16 protein-coding genes and 1 pseudogene are annotated in these 18,304 nt (G+C 60.3%); 8 read left to right on the forward strand and 9 right to left on the reverse strand.

Translation table 11 applies throughout. The features are described 5' to 3' along the window. Positions 1-15: 15 nt before the first annotated feature. The 5 genes from FNL56_RS01355 to FNL56_RS01375 all read right to left on the reverse strand — a co-directional run bounded on the left by FNL56_RS01355 (position 16) and on the right by FNL56_RS01375 (position 5,879). Positions 16-720 carry an ABC transporter ATP-binding protein gene (locus FNL56_RS01355; RefSeq protein ID WP_143577388.1) on the reverse strand — a complete coding sequence of 235 codons (705 nt, stop codon included), beginning with the start codon at positions 718-720 and terminating at the stop codon, positions 16-18. Beyond that, on the reverse strand, positions 707-2,572 hold the full coding sequence (locus tag FNL56_RS01360; RefSeq protein ID WP_143581726.1) for a branched-chain amino acid ABC transporter ATP-binding protein/permease: 1,866 nt from the start codon (positions 2,570-2,572) through the stop codon (positions 707-709). The genes FNL56_RS01355 and FNL56_RS01360 overlap by 14 nt, the downstream gene beginning before the upstream one ends. Next, complete coding sequence (locus FNL56_RS01365; RefSeq protein WP_143577390.1) at positions 2,569-3,444, reverse strand: branched-chain amino acid ABC transporter permease; 876 nt, start codon at positions 3,442-3,444, stop codon at positions 2,569-2,571. Before FNL56_RS01365 ends, FNL56_RS01360 begins: the two co-directional genes overlap by 4 nt. A gap of 8 nt (positions 3,445-3,452) precedes the next feature. Then, positions 3,453-4,769: an ABC transporter substrate-binding protein gene (locus tag FNL56_RS01370; protein WP_143577391.1), complete on the reverse strand. Its 1,317-nt coding sequence runs from the start codon at positions 4,767-4,769 to the stop codon at positions 3,453-3,455. 69 nt (positions 4,770-4,838) lie between these two features. Then, a complete protein-coding gene (locus FNL56_RS01375) occupies positions 4,839-5,879 on the reverse strand; it encodes a carbon-nitrogen hydrolase family protein (protein ID WP_143578739.1) in 1,041 nt (346 codons plus the stop codon). Positions 5,880-6,015: 136 nt separating this feature from the next. On the opposite strand from FNL56_RS01375, the gene FNL56_RS01380 reads away from it, so the two are divergent. Then, positions 6,016-6,990 carry a LysR family transcriptional regulator gene (locus FNL56_RS01380; RefSeq protein WP_143577393.1) on the forward strand — a complete coding sequence of 325 codons (975 nt, stop codon included), beginning with the start codon at positions 6,016-6,018 and terminating at the stop codon, positions 6,988-6,990. Positions 6,991-7,754: 764 nt separating this feature from the next. On the opposite strand, the gene FNL56_RS01385 is transcribed toward FNL56_RS01380, so the two are convergent. Beyond that, positions 7,755-8,579, reverse strand: a complete 825-nt coding sequence (locus FNL56_RS01385) for an IS5 family transposase (RefSeq protein WP_143577461.1) — start codon at positions 8,577-8,579, stop codon at positions 7,755-7,757. Between FNL56_RS01385 and FNL56_RS01390 the strand changes: the two genes are divergently transcribed. The 7 genes from FNL56_RS01390 (at position 8,560) to FNL56_RS01420 (ending at position 14,450) form a co-directional block, all read left to right on the forward strand. Then, the gene (locus tag FNL56_RS01390; protein WP_246661616.1) at positions 8,560-9,552 is read left to right on the forward strand and encodes a LysR family transcriptional regulator; all 993 of its coding nucleotides are present in this window, start codon (positions 8,560-8,562) and stop codon (positions 9,550-9,552) included. The two genes, FNL56_RS01385 and FNL56_RS01390, sit on opposite strands and share 20 nt — an antisense overlap. A gap of 170 nt (positions 9,553-9,722) precedes the next feature. Then, positions 9,723-10,778, forward strand: coding sequence for an ABC transporter substrate-binding protein (locus FNL56_RS01395; protein ID WP_143577394.1), 1,056 nt, complete (start codon positions 9,723-9,725; stop codon positions 10,776-10,778). A 23-nt stretch (positions 10,779-10,801) separates the two neighbouring features. Next, complete coding sequence (locus FNL56_RS01400; RefSeq protein WP_210245453.1) at positions 10,802-11,533, forward strand: isochorismatase family protein; 732 nt, start codon at positions 10,802-10,804, stop codon at positions 11,531-11,533. 71 nt (positions 11,534-11,604) lie between these two features. Then, a complete protein-coding gene (gene rutC / locus FNL56_RS01405) occupies positions 11,605-11,994 on the forward strand; it encodes a pyrimidine utilization protein C (protein ID WP_143578535.1) in 390 nt (129 codons plus the stop codon). Next, positions 11,994-12,779 carry an ABC transporter permease gene (locus FNL56_RS01410; RefSeq protein ID WP_210245454.1) on the forward strand — a complete coding sequence of 262 codons (786 nt, stop codon included), beginning with the start codon at positions 11,994-11,996 and terminating at the stop codon, positions 12,777-12,779. Before rutC ends, FNL56_RS01410 begins: the two co-directional genes overlap by 1 nt. Before the next feature lie 94 nt (positions 12,780-12,873). Beyond that, the gene (locus tag FNL56_RS01415) at positions 12,874-13,653 is read left to right on the forward strand and encodes an alpha/beta fold hydrolase (RefSeq protein WP_168202830.1); all 780 of its coding nucleotides are present in this window, start codon (positions 12,874-12,876) and stop codon (positions 13,651-13,653) included. Next, on the forward strand, positions 13,614-14,450 hold the full coding sequence (locus tag FNL56_RS01420) for an ABC transporter ATP-binding protein (RefSeq protein ID WP_246661496.1): 837 nt from the start codon (positions 13,614-13,616) through the stop codon (positions 14,448-14,450). The genes FNL56_RS01415 and FNL56_RS01420 overlap by 40 nt, the downstream gene beginning before the upstream one ends. A 7-nt stretch (positions 14,451-14,457) precedes the next feature. Here FNL56_RS01420 and rutD read toward each other — a convergent pair whose 3' ends face one another. From rutD to FNL56_RS01435, 3 genes and pseudogenes are all read right to left on the reverse strand, one after another. Next, positions 14,458-15,495, reverse strand: coding sequence for a pyrimidine utilization protein D (gene rutD / locus FNL56_RS01425; protein WP_143577396.1), 1,038 nt, complete (start codon positions 15,493-15,495; stop codon positions 14,458-14,460). Between the two features lie 376 nt (positions 15,496-15,871). Next, a pseudogene (locus FNL56_RS01430) lies at positions 15,872-16,898 on the reverse strand (IS110 family transposase). Between the two features lie 410 nt (positions 16,899-17,308). Next, positions 17,309-18,133, reverse strand: a complete 825-nt coding sequence (locus FNL56_RS01435; protein ID WP_143577461.1) for an IS5 family transposase — start codon at positions 18,131-18,133, stop codon at positions 17,309-17,311. Between the last annotated feature and the right edge of the window lie 171 nt (positions 18,134-18,304).

Genomic DNA, 18,304 nt, shown 5'->3' on the forward strand with positions numbered 1-18,304 from the left:
GGCAACGCGTACCGGTCAGGACGCGACACCGAGAAAATCCCGCGCCATCGCCGGGTTGGCGGACAGTTCCGCGGGCGTCCCTTCGAACACGACGTGGCCGTTGTTCAGACCGTAGACGCGGTTGGCGAAGCTCAGCGCTGCCGCGACATTCTGCTCGACCACGATCATGGTGCGGCCTTCGGCAGCGAGATTACGGGCCACCGTGACCAGATCGCGCACGATCAGGGGTGCGAGGCCTTCAAACGGCTCGTCGAGCAGGATGATGCGGGCGTCGCGGATCAGCGCACGCGCAATGGCCAGCATCTGCTGCTCGCCGCCGGACAGCGACCGCCCCGCCGACTTGCGCCGCTCCTTGAGACGCGGGAATACTTCGTAGATGCGATCGTAGCTCCAGGCGTTTGGCGCGGTCAGCGCCGCAATGCGCAGGTTTTCCTCGACGGTGAGGCCGCCAAAGATCGCCCGCTCCTCGGGCACCAGCTGCACGCCCATGCCGGCGATGGCCGACGGCGGCAGGCCGTTGATCTCCTTGCCGTCGAGGCGGATGGCGCCGCTCCGCGGCGACAAAACGCCCATGATCGAGCGCAGCGTGGTGGTCTTGCCGGCGCCGTTTCGGCCGAGCAACGCCACCACCTCACCCTGCTCGACCCGCAGCGACGTGTCGAACAGGACGTGGGAATCGCCATACAGCGTATTGATGCGGTCGACTTCAAGCAGGCTCATGTGCGTGCAGCCCTCCGAGATAGGCGTCCTGAACCGCCGGGTTGCGACGGATTTCATCGGCCGTGCCGTCCGCCAGCAACCGGCCCTCGTAGAGCACGGTGATGCGTTCGGCGAGGCCGAAGATGGCGTCGAGATCGTGCTCGACGATGACGACAGTGCGCGATCGGCCGATATCGCGGATGAAGGCGCATGTCGCGGCACGCTCCGCCGGGCTCATGCCGGCCAGCGGCTCGTCGAGCAGCAAGACATTCGGACTGGTCGCCAGCGCCATGCCGATCTCCAGCCGGCGCTTCTCGCCGTACGCCAAGACATGCGCGGGCGTATCCGCCCGCTCAACCAGGTTAAGCAACACCAGGACCGACTCGATCTGCGCTTCCACCTTCGGCAGGCTGTCGTCGGAGCGCAGCAGATCGAACCGCAGCGGACCACGGCCGCGCGCCAGCGCGGCGATACGCAGGTTCTTGCGCACGCTGAGGTTCGGAAACAGCTGGTTCAACTGATTGCTCTTGGCGATTCCAAGCTGTGCGGCGCGGCTTGCACCGACCCCCGTGACCTTCTCGCCGAACAGCAGCACCTCGCCAGACGACGGCCGGACCTCGTCAAGCAGCATCTTGAACAGCGTCGACTTGCCGGCGCCGTTGGGGCCAATCACTGCATGAATCGAGCCGCGGCGCACCTTGAACGAGACGCCGTCGACGGCTTTCAGCCCGCCAAAGTGCCGCGCCAGCGCGCGCGCTTCGAGAGCGATCTCGCCGTCGCCGGTCGCTGGTTCAGCGAGCGGCAGGGTGACGTCGGTGATCCCGGCTACAACACTTGGGGCAGTATCAACATTGTGCGCCTCAATTGCCTCAGTTTTCGCCTCCGCGGCGCGCAGGGCCACGAGATTTCGCCGTTCGTTCCACCAGTGGGCTATCTCGCCACAGATGCCGCGGCGCAGCCCGATTACCAACACGATGAAAGCGATGCCGAGTACCAGCTTCCAAAGCGTGGCGAGGCCGGGAATAAGCTGCAGATTATCCCGCAGCCACAGCCACACCGCGGCGCCGACCAGCGGCCCGACCAGCGTGCCGGCGCCGCCGACGATGGTCTGCACCACCAACTGCCCGGAGGTCTCCAGCGCGAACGCGTCCGGCGGCATGTAGCTCTGGAACGAGCCCAGCAGTCCGCCGGCGAGTCCGGCATAAAGGGCAGCAATCACAAAGGCGGTCAGTTTGTAGGCCGGCACGTTGTGGCCGAGCATGGCAACGCGGCCGGTGTTTTCCTTGATCGCCAGCAGGACAGCGCCGACTGGCGAGCCGACGATGCGCCGCGCCAGCACGTAGCCCAGGAAGTAGACCACCGCGAACAGCACGTACATCGGCAGCCCGGCGCTGACGCGAATGGCGTTGGCGCCAAAGCCGAGAGTCGGCACCGGCACGCCGGGAATGCCGTTCTCGCCGCCGGTATAATCCGACAACGGCGAGTTCTCGATGAAATAGGCCATCTGGCCGAAGGCCAGCGTGATCATGGTGAAATAGATGCCGATCCGCCGCACAGCGAACCAGCCGACCAGCAGGCCGAACAGGCCCGCAGCGATCGTGCCCGCGAGCAATGCGAGCCAGACGCTGCCCAGCGCGCCGGACACCAGCAGATAGGCGGTGACGAAACCGCCGACGCCGTAGAACGCCGCTTGGCCGAAGGACAACAGGCCGGTGAGGCCGAAGAGGATGTCGAAGCCGAGGCCGATCAGGCCCCAGTTCAGCACCCGCGTCAGCAGGTCGGTGGAGAAGCCGAGCGGCTTCAGCACCACCGGTGCGGCAATCAGCGTGAGCAGGACGGCGAATTCCGACAAATAGCTTCGAGCCCGCTTCATGCCCGGCCTTCCGAGCCAAACAGGCCCTGCGGCCGCATCACCAGCAGTAGCGCCATCAGCGCATACAGCATGACTTCGGAGTAGGAGGAGTTGAAGGCGCTGGTCAGGCTGATGATCTCGCCGGCGATCAGGCCACCGACAATGGCGCCGGGAAACGAGCCGAGACCACCGAGCACGATAACCACGAAGGACTGCGCCATGAAGTTGGAGCCCATGTCTGGGGACACCGCCACCACCGGCGCATACAGCATGCCGGCGAGACCGACCGCCACGACGCCTATGGCGAACACCAGCAGGAAAGCGCGCCGCACATTGATGCCGAGAATGCCGACCATGCCGGGGTTCTCGATACCGGCGCGAACCACCAGGCCCATCGAGGTTCGGTACAACACGAGGTAAAGGCTGAGCAGCAGTCCGGCGATGATCGCGATCAGCTGCAACCGGTAGGTCGGATAGATCAGGAAGCCGAGCTGCGTGGCGCCCTGCCCCCAGGACGGCACCGGTACGCGCTGCGCGTTGCCGCCGAAGCCAGCCCGGAGGCACTCCACCAGCACGATGCCGACGCCGTAGGTGACCAGGATCTGGTCCTCGTGCGGGCGGTCGTAGAAGTAGCGGATGATGACGCGCTCCAGCAGGAAGCCTAGCGCCAGCATAAAGCTACAGCCGACGACGATCGCCAGTACGAAGGACGACGTATATTGCAGCAGCACGAAGACGGTGTAGGCCCCCACGGCGAACAGCGCGCCGTGGGCAAAGTTGAGCACGCCGAGCGTACCGAGGATGATCGTCAGGCCGCTACTGACCAGAGCCAGCAGCGTGCCGAGAGCCAAGCCGTTGAAGGCCTGAGAGATGAGAACGAGCCAGCTTGGCATGACGATCCTTAGGTGTAGGGGCCGAGCTTGCAGCCGAATAAGTCGGGTGAATTCATTACGCTCTCGCCGTCGACAATCTCGACGATGTCGTAGAAGTCTTCCTTGTGCTTCATCTCCGATGGCTTCTTGCCGCGCAGGATCGGGATCGGTCGCACCATCTGGTGATCCTCGGCGCGGAAATACACCTTGCCGATGGTCGTTTCGTAAGGCTGCGCCTTGGAGTTCTCCATCGCCTTGATGACGTCGACCGGATTGAATGTGTTGGCGCGCTCCACAGACATTGCCCACAGATAGGTCTGCATGTAGCCGATATGCGCGCCCCAGCGCGGATAGTACTTGTTCTGTGCAACGAAGGCTTCCACGAATGTCTTGGCGAGCGGGTAGTTGTCCTGCATGCCGAACCAGAAATCGCAGCTGCCGTATACGCCCTGCATAATCTCCGCGCCGAGCTCCTTATCCTGGAACGACGACAGGTTGGGCACCACAAGCTTCATGCGCTTGAGCACACCGAACTGTTCGGCCTGCTTGGTGGAGGCGACGGCGTCGCCGCCGAACGCGATGTTGACGAATACGTCCGCGCCGCTGTTGGCGATGTTGAGAAGAGCCGAGGAGTAATCGGTGGTGCCGAGCGGCACGACTTCCTTGGCGACCTGCTTCCAGCCCTGCTCCGTCGAGAACTTGGCGAAGCTGTCGTAGACCGTATGGCCGTAAGTGTAGTCGGGCACCAGGAAGGCCATCTTGATGTTCTTGCCGAGCGCCTTGGCAACCACCGGCGCGAGGCCCTTGGCGGCCATGTAGGCATTCTGCTGCGAACGGAAGCCGTAGCGCTGGCAGTTCTTGCCGGTGATGTCGTTGGAGCCGGCGATGCCGACCATGTAGAGCACCTTCTCGCGCGAGCCGAGCTCTTCTAGCGCGATCGCGCTGGCTGATGACACCGAGCCGGACACCATGATCGCCTTATCGCGCTGGATGAACTGGGTGGCGCTCTGCACGTCGAGGTTGGGCTTACCCTCGGTGTCCGATACCTTGTGGCGGATCTGACGGCCGAGCACGCCCTTGCCCTTCAGGCCCCACTTCTGCGCGATATCGCCGCCGGCATTGATCTGCGCGATCGCCAGCTCATAACCGAGCTTGAGATCGCCACCGTCGCCGGAGAATACGCCGGTCAGGGGAATGGTGAGGCCGACGAACACCGAGTCGGCGGTGACGCCTTCCGGGAAGGTGCCGATGGTGGCGGGCGACTGTGCAAAAGCGCTTCGGGGAAGCATCAAGCCGGCGGTGGCACCGACTCCTCCGAGCAACAACTGCCGACGGTCAAACTGCATGACACACCTCTATGTTCAATCACGGCCGCCATTGGCCGATGAAAATCGATGGGGACAGGACCCTAAAAACTAAAAACCGATACGCGTCGTCTGGAGGCCTTCCGTCACGGCATCGTCCGGGCGTGCGTCAGGCGGCGCGTCGTTTGTGAAGGTTGCCGGCACCAGTCGGCGGCGGTTGATGCGGAGATCGAAAATATCAAAACGGTTGTAATAGCCGACGACGTCGTGAAACTGCTTGGGCTCGACGCATTTATTGAGGTCGATGTCGGCATAGAGAATCCCTTCGTCCTCGCACAGCGCCTCGCCGATCTGCTCGCCCGTCGGATCGAGGAAGAACGACGCGGCACGCGGCGTCCCGTCGAGCACGGCAGCAGCCGACGGATAATGCGCTACCAGCAAGTCGCGTGCCGCTTTGTCGAGAACACCTGCGGTGACCAGGCCGAACACCTTGGCCTCGAAGCAATGCGCGCTGGCGCGGATCCGGGTCGCGGCGGCGATGTGGTAATTGACGCCGTCGGCCGGACGCCTCGTCGGCCACACCGGCGGCCAGCTCGAAATGTGCAACTGCTCGCCCTGCGCCATCAGTGCGTAGCGTGCCAACGGATTGGTATTCTCGCCACAGATCAACTGGCCAATCCGGCCGAGTCGGGTCTCGACGACCCTCAGGCCCGCGCCGTCACCGGGGCTCCAGATCAGCTTTTCGTAGAAGGTCGGCACCAGCTTGCGGTGGTGATTGAGAATCGCACCATCCTCGCCAATCAAAAGATTGCTGTTCCAGATGCAGCCGACGCTGGCCGGCGACTTCTCGCTGATGCCGATCGAGACGACGATGCCCTGCGCCCGCGCCTCGTCTTTGATCGCCTTGACCTCGGGACCATCGACCAGCACCGACTGGTCCGCCATTAGGACGAATAAGTCGTGATTGTCGATCGGCGCCGACAATGCGGCCCATACTGGAAAGGCAGGGATGAAGGTTTCCGGAAAAGCGACGAGGGCGGCGCCTGCAGCGGCTGCCTCACGGATGAGCGAGATCGCCTTTTTCGTGGTCGCGGCCTTGTCAAGAAATACCGGTGCCGCGTGGACCGCGGCGGCCTTGAATCGGGGAAGCATGTCAGGATCCTTGGTTTCCGACAGGCTAGGTCGCATCGGAGCGCCGTGGGTATAGGCAATCCTGCAACCCGGCTTGCAGGCGGCGACAATCCGCCTCACCACCAGGGCTTGGCACAGCTCTTGCTCCCGTCTCGGCATGAAGGATTTCAATTCGATCGACTGGGACGACCTGAAGGTGTTCCTGCATGCGGCCCGCGGTGGCAGCCTGGGCAGCGCAGCGCGACGCCTGAAGGTCGATCAGTCCACCATCAGCCGCCGCATCGCGCATCTGGAAAGTACACTGGGTATTGCACTGTTCGAGCGGCTACCCTCGGGGCTGCGCGTCAATGAGGCCGGCGATCGCCTGTTGTGCCACGCCGAACGGATCGAGAGCGCAGTCATCGCGATGCGTGAGGACGTGCAATGCGGCAGCAGCCAGATGGCCGGGCGCGTGCGCCTTGCCACGATGGAGGGCATCGCCTCGCTTTATCTGGCGCAGCGTTTCGCGCAACTGCGCCACCAACACCCCAACCTCACCGTGGAGTTGCTGACGTCGCCTCAAACCGTTTCAGTGAACCGGCGCGAAGCCGATCTCTTCCTCAGCTTTTTTCGGCCGGCCGGCCAAGGCATGGTGTCGGAAAGAATCGGCTGCTTCGAACTCCTGCTTTACGCCTCTCAGGATTATCTCGACCGCAACGGCATGCCCCGCTCGGCCGCCGATCTCGTCCGGCACAGCTTCGTGACCTATATCGATGACCTCATCCAGCTCGCGTCTGTGCGCTGGCTCGACGACATCATCAAGAACCCAACGGTGAGCTTTCATTCCAACAGCATGATCGCGCAGATGAACGCCGCGGCCGGCGGCCTTGGCCTGGTGCTGTTACCAAGCTTCGCCGCAGCCGGCCGTGACGACCTTGTACCCATGCTGCCCGCAAAGATTTCGACAACGCGTGAACTCTGGATTAACGTTCACACCGACCTGCAGTTCGTGCCGCGCATTCGCGCCGTATCAAGCTTTCTGAAGGCGACTTTCAAAATGGATCCGATGATGCAGAGCGATACGTCAGGCCGGAAACTGCTTGAGGCTCTCTTAGAATCAGACAGCAAGATCGCAACTTCCGACAGCCATTGATCTACGTACCGGGCAGACAGCGCCAACTATATGATCTTATTTATTAAAGTTCAGATTAAGGGCTTTGAACAAAGATGGTGCCCAGACCTGCCCGCCTGTTTGCAGAATATTACCACGAGCTAGGCCACACGCATGCCGACTATCAAAGAGCGTTTACTAACTCTAATAGCTTCTTAACCGGGCCTAACAGAGGCACAAATAGCCGAATGCCTATTTGGCGACGTAGCTGTAGATCGGCATGCCATTTTACCCTCGATCGGCTTCCCATATTGACCCCACTCGTGAGCATTAATGTCACTCACACTATTAACGATTTCAACGGTCGGCCGGCGTTAATGTGGGGCGCCGATCGGGGTTAAACTTCGGAGTCGATACAAAGGGCGCTGGAATGACACCGTCCCCGCATCGGCCCAGCAAAGCGCTCCAGGGCTCGACTGTGGACGACGCGCTCGCTTCAAGGATGCACGCAACCCGCAGGGTTGGATCATCAAGCTGGGCCTTATAGGATTTGGTGCGGCTCAATCGTCTATGCCAGCTGATCGGTGTTTTTCGCCGGTTATGTATCGAGCAGATTGACTTCAACTGGCTGCGCCTGACGGCGGAAGCCTCCTATGGCCTCCGGCAAAGACGACAGCAGATTGCCCGTTTTTTCCTGACGCAGATGATCGCGTATGACGTATACCTGTTGGACCAACGTGCATCGGGAAAATCAGCAGTGCGCTTTCTGACGCTTAGAGTCTGACTCATAATGAATTCGTTTGATTTCAGGCTTTTGCAAGCCGTCTTATAAGGACGCGAATGTGAGCGACGAACGCCCAGGCAACGGCGCTGGCGATTGTGGTCTCGAAGTCCTTTGCCAATCTGCGGCAGCGACCGAGCCATCCGAACGTTCGTTCGACGACCCATCGGCGCGGTAGGATTTCGAAGCCCTGCTCCCTGTCGGATCGTTTTATGATTTCTATCGTCCAATTGCCGATGCGCTTCAAAGCTTGACGCAGCTTATCTCCGGCATAGCCACCATCGGCAAAAATATGGCGCAGCCACGGATAGCGATAACGTATCGAAGCAAGAACGCACGGGGCACCATCACGGTCCTGAATGCTGGCTTCGTGCACGACCAGCCCGACCAAGTTTCCTTGCGTGTCGGTGACGATGTGGCGCTTGCGGCCCTTGATTTTCTTACCTGCATCATAGCCCCGGGGGCCGCCGCTTTCCGTGGTTTTCACCGACTGGCTGTCAATCACTCCGGCCGTTGGGCTCGCCTCTCGGCCAGCCGCCTCGCGCGAGGCCATCACGAGCGTGTAGTTCAGCGACGCAAACAGTCCGCCGCGCGACCACGCGTAGAAATAGCCCTGCACCGTCGAGTAGGGCGGGAAATCCTTGGGCAACTGCCGCCATTGGCAGCCGGTCGACGCAATATACAGGATCGCATCCATCACCGTTCGCATATCTGTCGCACGCGGGCGACCGAGCGCCGAAGCAGGCGGCAGAAGCGGCTCCATCACAAACCACTCGGCATCCGTCGTATCGCTTTCATATCGCAAGCTCGCCCGCCTATAGTGTCGGCGGGTGATTTCAGTCCAGACCATCGTGCTCTCCCTCGAATCTTCGCAAATCCGAAGGAATCACAACTGGCTGAAATCACTCAGCTTCTTTTTCAGTCAGCCTCTTAGATATTTTTACGCGGTGGCGAGGCTCGGATCGATCCGCAAGGCGGCCGACCGGCTGCATGTCGCGCCATCGGCCGTGAGTCGTCAGATTGCGCAACTTGAGCATGAACTCGACGCCGTTTTGTTCGAACGGTCGAAGAGTGGCGTGCGGCTGACGGCGGCCGGCGATGTTCTCGCGCGCCAGAGCAATCGTATCTTTCGTGATCTCGATCGCGCACGCGCCGGTATCGACGATCTGCGCGGCTTGCGGCGTGGCGAGGTCAACCTGTGGGTGATCGAAGGAATCGTGCGCGGCGTGCTGCCAAAAATTCTCGGCGATTTCCAGCAGCGTTATCCCGCCGTCGCGTTTAAAGTACAGACCGCGTCCACCGATCGCATCATCGAGGCCCTTCTGGAAGACGATGCCGATATCGGCATCACGTTTAATGCCGCCCCGCGCGCGGAAATCGAAACCATCGCGGAGTTTCCGGAGCCGATCTCGTGCCTCGTCTCGCCGGATCACGAGTATGCTGGACGCACGGAACTCAGCCTCGCCGATATCTGCAAAAAACCGCTCGCGCTTCCCGATCACAGTTTCGGTCTGCGGCAGTCCTTCGAGCGCGCGGTCGTCAATCAGAAGCTTGCACCACAAGTAATCCTGACAACGAATTCGTTGGAGCTGACAAATGCCATGGCGGCCACCGGTCAGTTCATCGCCTTCAAGCCGGCGCTCGCGGCGGTGTCGTTGCTGAAATCAGGTCGGCTCAAGTCGATTCCCTTGACGGATATCGAACTGGCCGCGGCGCGGTCCAGCATCAGCGTACATCGCGACAGGCCGTTGTCTCATGCGGCCCAGGAATTCTTGAAAATGCTGACCGCTGCAATCAGATCGTCAAAAGAACAGACGACCTAGCCGCGGATTTGGAGGTGTTGCCTTTTCTGCATGATCGCATGACAGTTTCTCGACTTTAAAGATCAGAGATTGCTTCCTAGGCTGTCGGCATTGGAACCGGGGACCGTCGCTTCAGCGGCATCCCGATCGAAGACTCAACGTCCGACCGCAGCATCTTGTCAGGAGAGACCATGACCGTGCAGAACACTGGATCGACGTCGTTGTCAGCTCTGTCAGCGCATTCGCGCCGCAGCGTGTTACTTGGAACGGGCGCGCTCGGTCTGGCTGCGGCGTTGCCGATGCCGGCAATCGCGCAGGGTAGGACCAAGGTAATCGTCTCCGAGGCGATCCATATCGCGCTTTATACGCCGCTTTACGTTGCGATGCGCAAGGAACTGTTCGCCAGGCAGGGGCTCGATGTCGAACTCTCGACGGCGGGCGGTATCGCGGTCCCGGTGTCGGTGCTGCTGGCCAATCGAGCGCAATTCGCGCTGACCGGCACAGGCATGTCGGTGAATTCGACACTGGAAGGCGGCAAGATGAAGGTGATCGGCAAGGTCGCCGGCGGCGTCTCGCTGTTCGCCATCGCCAAACCGGGCTTGAAGATCAACTCGCTCGCCGATCTCAAGGGCAAGACCATCGCCACGCTGCGCTTCCCATCCAACACCATCTCGACGCCGACTTATCTGATGCGCGGCATCGGCGGCTTCGACCCGAAGGAAGCCGGCGTCAATTTTCTTGAACTGCCACCCGGTGCGCAGGCTGCCGCCGTCAAGGACGGACGCGCCGACCTCGCGATCGTATTCGACTGGGACGCCAGCATCGGCGTCACGCAGTTCGGACTAGAAGTGGTTTTTTCCTTCGCAGACATCCTCGGGCCGATCGCGTTCTCGTCGATCTTTGTCACCGAGCAATATGCCAAGTCTAACGGCGATACGGTGCAAAAATTCATGAACGGTCTGGCCGCGGCGATGAAGCTCATGCAGTCCGATCCGAACGTCTTCGAAGAGGTCAGCCGGCTGGAGTTTCCCTCTGTCGCCCCCGAAGTGGTCAAGCTCGGCGCGAAAAACTTTATGAACACGAAGAACGTGATGCCGCGCAACCCGATCATCACCAAGGAAGATTGGGACGCGATTATGAAGCATGAAAGCGGCGCTGGCACGCTCAAGAAAACGTTGCCTTACGAGGACATGGTGGACAACAGCTTCGCTACCAAGGCCACCACCGAATTCGGCATGCCGGGCTGATCGGCCTCACATTGAATGCGAACATGAGTGCCAACATGAGTTCGATGCCTAAACTGCCGCAATCGCTACCACGTCGCGACAGCTACTTGATGCTGTCCGCCAGCCCAGAAGAATTTCCGCTATCGGCGAATGAGACCGCGCTGATCGTCGTCGATATGCAGAATGCCTACGCCTCACCGGGCGGCTATCTCGATCTCGCCGGCTTCGATGTGACGGGCGCTAAACCAGTCATATCAGCCGTTGCGGAAACTATCGAGATTTCTCGCAAGCTCGGCTTCACAATCGTCTTTTTTCAGAACGGCTGGGATAGCGCCAAACAGGAAGCCGGAACGCCGGACTCGCCGAATTGGTGGAAGTCGAACGCGTTGAAGACGATGCGCGCGCAGCCCGAACTCGACGGCAAGCTGATCACGCGGGGCACGTGGGATTACGACCTCGTCGACAAGCTCAAGCCGATGCCGGGCGATCTCGTGCTCGGCAAACCGCGCTACAGCGGTTTTGCCGGGACGCAACTGGACGCCATGCTGCGCGCACGTCGAATCCGAAACCTCGTCGTGGTCGGCGTCGCCACCAATGTCTGCGTCGAATCCACCATTCGCGACGCTTACTTTCTCGAATACTTCTCGATCATGGTGAAAGACGCCACCTTGCAGGCCGGACCACCCGCCTTGCAGGAGGCGACGATCTACAACGTCGAAACCTTCTTCGGCTGGACCACCACCGTCAGCGAGTTGCGCAGCCTCACCAACCGCTAATGGATTTATCGGCCCCAACACAATCTCAAGACAACGATAAAAACAGCGACAACGTTCACAAGGATCTCGACATGCCGCGCAAACCGATCATACCCGCTGGTTCACCGCCGCCAATGGCCCCCTATTCGCCGGGTGTTGTCGCCGACAACATCCTTTACGTCTCCGGCGTGCTGGCGATGGATGCGAGCGGCGGAATTGTCGGCGTCGGCGACGCGACGGCGCAAACACGCGCCGTGCTGGAGTCGATCAAAAGCATCGTCGAGACTGCCGGTGGCACCATGGCCGACGTCACGATGAACTCGATCTTCCTCAAGGATCTGGCCGATTACGCCAAGATGAACGCGGTGTACAAAGAATACTTCCCGAGCGAATTTCCAGCGCGTTACTGCATTCGCGCCGACCTCGTGAAGCCCGAATTCCTCGTGGAAATCGCGTCCGTCGCGCATCTGTCGAAACGCTGATGACGACAGTGTCACAGGCCCAGCCGCGCCGTTCGGCGATGTCGCCGTGGCTGCTGATCGTGGTCGGGCAGATCGCCCTTACAGTCGGGTTCTTCGGATTGTGGGAAATCGCGATCCGCGCCGGCTGGTTGCCGGTCTATCTCTACGGCCAGCCGAGCGGCATCGCGAGTAAATTTGTCACCTTGCTCGCCGACGGCACGCTGGTCGAATCCACGCTCGTCACCGGCTTCGAATCTCTAGTTGGGTTCGTGATCGGCTGCTCGCTCGGCAGCGCAGCCGGACTTGCGCTGTGGCTGACGCCGCGTTTTGCGCTGATCCTGCGGCCGTTCATCGTCGCGATCAACGGTCTGCCAAAGATCGCTCTTGCCCCGTTGATCATCGTCTGGTTCGGCATCGGTATCGAATCCAAGATCGCCATCGCGGCGATCATCACCTTCATCGTGTCGCTGATGACCGCCTTCAGCGGCGCGCAGGAGGTCGATCAGGATCTGATCCGGCTGATGCGTTCGCTCGGAGCGAGTTCGCGGCAGACGTTCACCAAGATCGTCGCACCGGCGACCATGCCGTGGATCATCTCCGGCCTGCGGCTGAATGTCGGCTTCGCGCTGATCGGAGCCGTCGTCGGCGAATACATCGCCGCTAAATCCGGCCTCGGCTATCTCGTTTATTACGCCGGCACTTTGTACGACCTGAACGCCGTCTGGGTCGGGCTCTTCGCATTAATGCTGCTCGCGCTGGTGCTTGATTACGGCGTCACGATGCTTGAGCGATGGCTGAGCTGGTGAAATTGCGTGCGCGCGATGCCTGGAGAGTTCGATGCCGTTAGCTAAGATCAATGGAACCGAGATCGCCTACACCGATGCCGGGCAGGGCGACCCCGTGCTGCTGGTGGCCGGGATCGGCGGCGCAGGCGGTTACTTCAAACCGAATGTCGATGCCTTTGCCGCATCCTATCGCGTCGTGGTGCACGACCATCGCGGCACCGGCGGATCGCGTAAGGATCGCATCGTCTATTCGGTGCCGCAGATGACCGACGACATGATTGCCTTGATGGATTCTCTCGACATCGAAGCGGCGCATATTGTCGGGCACTCTACGGGGGCCGCAATGGCGCAGGACATTGCGCTGCGCTTTCCGGCGCGGATCAAGAGCGCGGTCTTCTATGCCGGTTGGGAAACTGCCGACGGCTACTTCAAGCGTTGCTTCGATGTCCGCAAGCGTGTGCTGGCCGATAGCGGCTCGCTCGCTTACGTGCAAACCACGCCGCTCTTTCTCAACCCGCCCTGGTGGGTCAGCGCCAACCTCGAACGGCTCGAAGCGGACGAACCTGCAGCGGCGGCGGCGCTCGCACCCGCCGAGATCATGACGAGCCGCATCGATGCGATTTGTTCGTACAGTCCCGGCGAGGCGCTGCGCGGGATCACGTGCCCATCGCTCATCACCTGCGCACTGGACGATCACCTGACGCCATATTTCTATTCGCAGCGGATGGCGCGGCTGATGCCGAACGCCGACACGTTTTTCTTTCAGACCGGCGGCCACGCCGTTTCGCAAGTGCTGCCCGAGCAGTTCAACACCGTGGTGCTGTCATATCTCGACGCGGTGACAGCAGGACGACCATGGCGCGCGCCGGCCGTGAGCTATCCGGAGATTGTTTGATGGCCGATGCTGCAATGACTGCGCACGACGTGCTGACCGCACGCGAGGTCGGCATGATCTTCAACGCCGACAGTACGAATCCCGTTCGCGCGCTCGGCAATATTTCGTTCGGATTGCGCCCGCGTGAAGTGCTGGCAATCGTCGGTCCGTCGGGCTGCGGCAAGACGACCTTATTCAACATCATCGCCGGCCTCATTACGCCCAGCCTCGGCAGCGTGTCAGTCAACGGCGTACAGGTCGCCGGGGCCAAAGGGCAAGTCGGTTACATGCTGCAAAAAGACATGCTGCTGCCCTGGCGCAGCGTGCTGGACAATGTGACGCTGGGCCTCGAAGTGCGCGGCGTCGGTCGTAAGGAATCCGAAGAAATTGCGCACCGGTTGATCAACGCCTATGGCCTTGGTGGATTCGAAAATGCCAAGCCCGCGACACTGTCCGGCGGCATGCGTCAGCGCGTCGCCTTTATGCGAACGCTGGCGTTCGATCCGGATGTCATACTGCTCGACGAGCCGTTCTCTGCGCTGGATTTCCAGACCCGCCTTCTCTTGCAGGGCGAAGTTCAGCGCATCATCCGCGAGCGCGGCAAAAGCGTCATCCTCGTCACGCATGACATCGGCGAGGCGATCACCATGGCTGACCGCATCGTCGTCATGACCAATCGGCCTGCCACCGTGAAGAGCGTGCACACAATCGAACTGTCGGACTCCGAGCGCGACCCTGTGACGATCCGGACCAATGCGCTTTTCAACGATTACTTCAACCGGATCTGGGGCGAGCTGGAAATTCGCCGCGAGGTCTGACGGGGCGTTACCCGCCCGCGCCGGCGATAAAATCGAGTAGCATCGTATTGAAGATGTCCGGCGTCACAGCAGTAAAGGCATGCGCGCCGTAATCGACCTGGCGCAGTCGCGCACCCGGAATAGCGGCCGCGAGTTCGCGTGTGAGATAGGCTGGCACCAGCGCGTCGTCCGTCGCGGTGGTGATTAAAGTCGGCGTGGTGATGCCGGCCAGCCGCTCGCCGGGATCGAACGCGAGAAACATCTCGATTCGCTTGTTGATGGTGTCGGCAGGCGGAAAATGCGCCAGAATCTGAGCCTCGTCCGCATCCAGCTTCGCTTCGTTTTCTGCGATCCATTGCGGCGGAAACAAAAACAATGGTTGCGCGCGAACATAAGCGCGTGGCCCGGACTGTTTCAAGATTTCACGGCGAACCTCAAAGCAGCGCAGCAGATGAGCATCCGCGCGGCCCCAGCCGTTCACCACCGTCACGCTGCACAGCCGCTCCGGCTGGGTCATCGCCAGTTCGAGCCCGACGATGCCGCCGACCGCGTGACCAACCACATGCGCGGCCTTGACGCCGACCCGATCCAGCACGCAAACCATATCGTCCGCCATGCCTGCGATGGTGCGGACGCTATCATTGCCGTTGCGGCTTCGTGCTGTGCCGACATGATCGTACACGATCACCGTATGGCGCTCGCTCAGCGTCGCGATCTGCGGCGTCCAGAACGAGCTGTTGCCTCCCATGCCGGCGGACATCAGGATCGGCGTACCTTCGCCGTAACTTTCATAGAATATTTCCGCGCCGGCTGCAGCGCTCGCGTAGGGCATGTTCAACTCCGTCGGTCTTGTCGAAAGCCAGATTACGCAAAGGTGAATCTGTCTGGAATTGTATGCCTTATCGGTTTCATGAGACAACCTCCATGCGCGCATACTCCTGCATAAGCAATCCGCTAGCGCGGCGTTTAATTGAACTGCGGCCTCCAGATCACGGGCGGTCTCCTTGATCGTCTTGCCCTGATGAGTGCTCACGCCGGATCGGGCGGTCGTCTCCAAGACCAGCATGTCAATCGGCCCTTTAATTGCAGGCTGTTGTCAAGCACCCGTATGGCCGCGCTCAGCAAAGCGGTAGCGCTCGCCCCATCGAAACTGAATGGGGTTGTGCAGATGGGGCGAGAGCGGCCGGCGATACGATAGCCGGTCGGCGTTGGATGTGCTTTTGCCGAACAATCTTAGCGCGGTAGCTTTGATGCCATCGCCAGGGTCATGGTCCTTTCCGAGGTCGCCAGGCGCCTCATGATGATGTCCGGGGCGGGTGCCTCAACGTGTACAGCGGAGTGCGGACGAGCCGCCACCAGCCGATTGACCGAGGTCACCGCGACCACCGTCCCAGCGGGACATCGCCAGCCCGGCGGACCGGGCCAGAAACTTTAGGATGCGTTCAGGCCGGTGTTGCGTGGCCCCAGTCGAATGAGGTGCCATCCACCCAAATGCAGTGAAGGATGACGGCGATCTTTCGGGCAATAGCGACCTTCGCCTTTTTCATACCTATCCGCTTTGCGAGCTTCATTCCCCAGACCTTGAGGGAGGACCATTTTTTGGTCCGATAAAGCAGAACGCTCGCCGCCTCGAACAGGTAGGTTCGGAGAAGACGGTCGCCCCATCGCGATATCTTGCCACTCGTATCGCTTTCTCCAGATTGGTTGCGCCGAGGCGTAAGGCCGAGATAGGCGCCGACTATCGAGGCCGATCGGAAGCGGGACGGATCATCGATCGTATGGCGGAACGTTAAGGCCGTTACCACACCGACGCCTGGAACGGTCATCAGACGTCGCGTCGTCTCGTCCGACTTCGCCAATCGGCGGACCTCGTCGTCGAACTTGCTCTGCTGCTGACAGATATGCTCATGAATCGACAGGAGCGGCGCGGTCACGCTGAGAAGCAGATGATCTTTGCCGAGTAATTCGCTGACCTGATTGCGGAACTGTTGGCCGATAGCGCGAGGGAACAGCAATCCATATTCCTTGATCAGACTGCGGACTTGGTTCTCAATGTCTCGGCGCATGGATACGAGTCGGGATCGCGCGACGAGTATCGCGCGGACCTTCTAACTTTCCTCGCTCTTAACTTTCACTTCTCGATACCAACCGACCCGTACCAGTTCGGCAAGACCTCGAGCGTCATTTTGATCACTCTTGTTCATACGTACCGACAGTGCCGCGTGTGCATGCCGCGCATCGATGCAAACGACGGGTAAATCGACCCTACGAAGTTCGTGCCAAAGCCAACTTGACATCGCGCCGGTCTCAAAACCAATACGTTCCGCCAGAGGCGCATGTTTACGAAGCAGGTCGATCAGAGCCGGGATCTTACTTAGCTTTTCCCTCGAAAATTAGTTGGCCAGTTTCGCTGACCACACACACTGCGGTTTCTCTTTGCGAGACATCCAGACCGACGTATTGCTTCATGACGGTTCCTCCGAATCGGTTGATTGCGAGGGCTCAATGCTAACGGATCTTTCGCGCCTCGAGCGCAGACCGCAATTACGTCATCGTGTGGGATCCAGACGCCGATCGGCGAGCTAGGCTATTGATCCACTAAGCGGGAGCGGGGTCAATCTTAGGCTCTGACTCAATTTTGATGATGAGTTCTCGCCCCCATAGATGACAGCAGCGGCTGATCCTTTTGAAAAGACTCCTGATTTCAGGAGGCGAGCAGCCAATCGGAGCGCGATTTGGTGGCGTCACCGCGACCTAACGGCGGCACCAACCTAACTTATTGATCGGACTCATTTAAAGCATTCGCTCAGAGATAGACCATCATCAAAAGTGCGTCAGAGCCAATCTTAGAGTCTGACTCATAATGAATTCGTTTGATTTCAGGCTTTTGCAAGCCGTCTTATAAGGACGCGAATGTGAGCGACGAACGCCCAGGCAACGGCGCTGGCGATTGTGGTCTCGAAGTCCTTTGCCAATCTGCGGCAGCGACCGAGCCATCCGAACGTTCGTTCGACGACCCATCGGCGCGGTAGGATTTCGAAGCCCTGCTCCCTGTCGGATCGTTTTATGATTTCTATCGTCCAATTGCCGATGCGCTTCAAAGCTTGACGCAGCTTATCTCCGGCATAGCCACCATCGGCAAAAATATGGCGCAGCCACGGATAGCGATAACGTATCGAAGCAAGAACGCACGGGGCACCATCACGGTCCTGAATGCTGGCTTCGTGCACGACCAGCCCGACCAAGTTTCCTTGCGTGTCGGTGACGATGTGGCGCTTGCGGCCCTTGATTTTCTTACCTGCATCATAGCCCCGGGGGCCGCCGCTTTCCGTGGTTTTCACCGACTGGCTGTCAATCACTCCGGCCGTTGGGCTCGCCTCTCGGCCAGCCGCCTCGCGCGAGGCCATCACGAGCGTGTAGTTCAGCGACGCAAACAGTCCGCCGCGCGACCACGCGTAGAAATAGCCCTGCACCGTCGAGTAGGGCGGGAAATCCTTGGGCAACTGCCGCCATTGGCAGCCGGTCGACGCAATATACAGGATCGCATCCATCACCGTTCGCATATCTGTCGCACGCGGGCGACCGAGCGCCGAAGCAGGCGGCAGAAGCGGCTCCATCACAAACCACTCGGCATCCGTCGTATCGCTTTCATATCGCAAGCTCGCCCGCCTATAGTGTCGGCGGGTGATTTCAGTCCAGACCATCGTGCTCTCCCTCGAATCTTCGCAAATCCGAAGGAATCACAACTGGCTGAAATCACTCAGCTTCTTTTTCAGTCAGCCTCTGAGAGGCCTGTTCACACTTATGCTCCCTGCGGATTTTGACGCGCGACACTGTTGAGAGTGACACGAGTACTGTCTCAATTGGGTCAATCG

The sequence above is a fragment of the Tardiphaga sp. vice304 genome, assembly GCF_007018905.1.
Classification (GTDB): domain Bacteria; phylum Pseudomonadota; class Alphaproteobacteria; order Rhizobiales; family Xanthobacteraceae; genus Tardiphaga.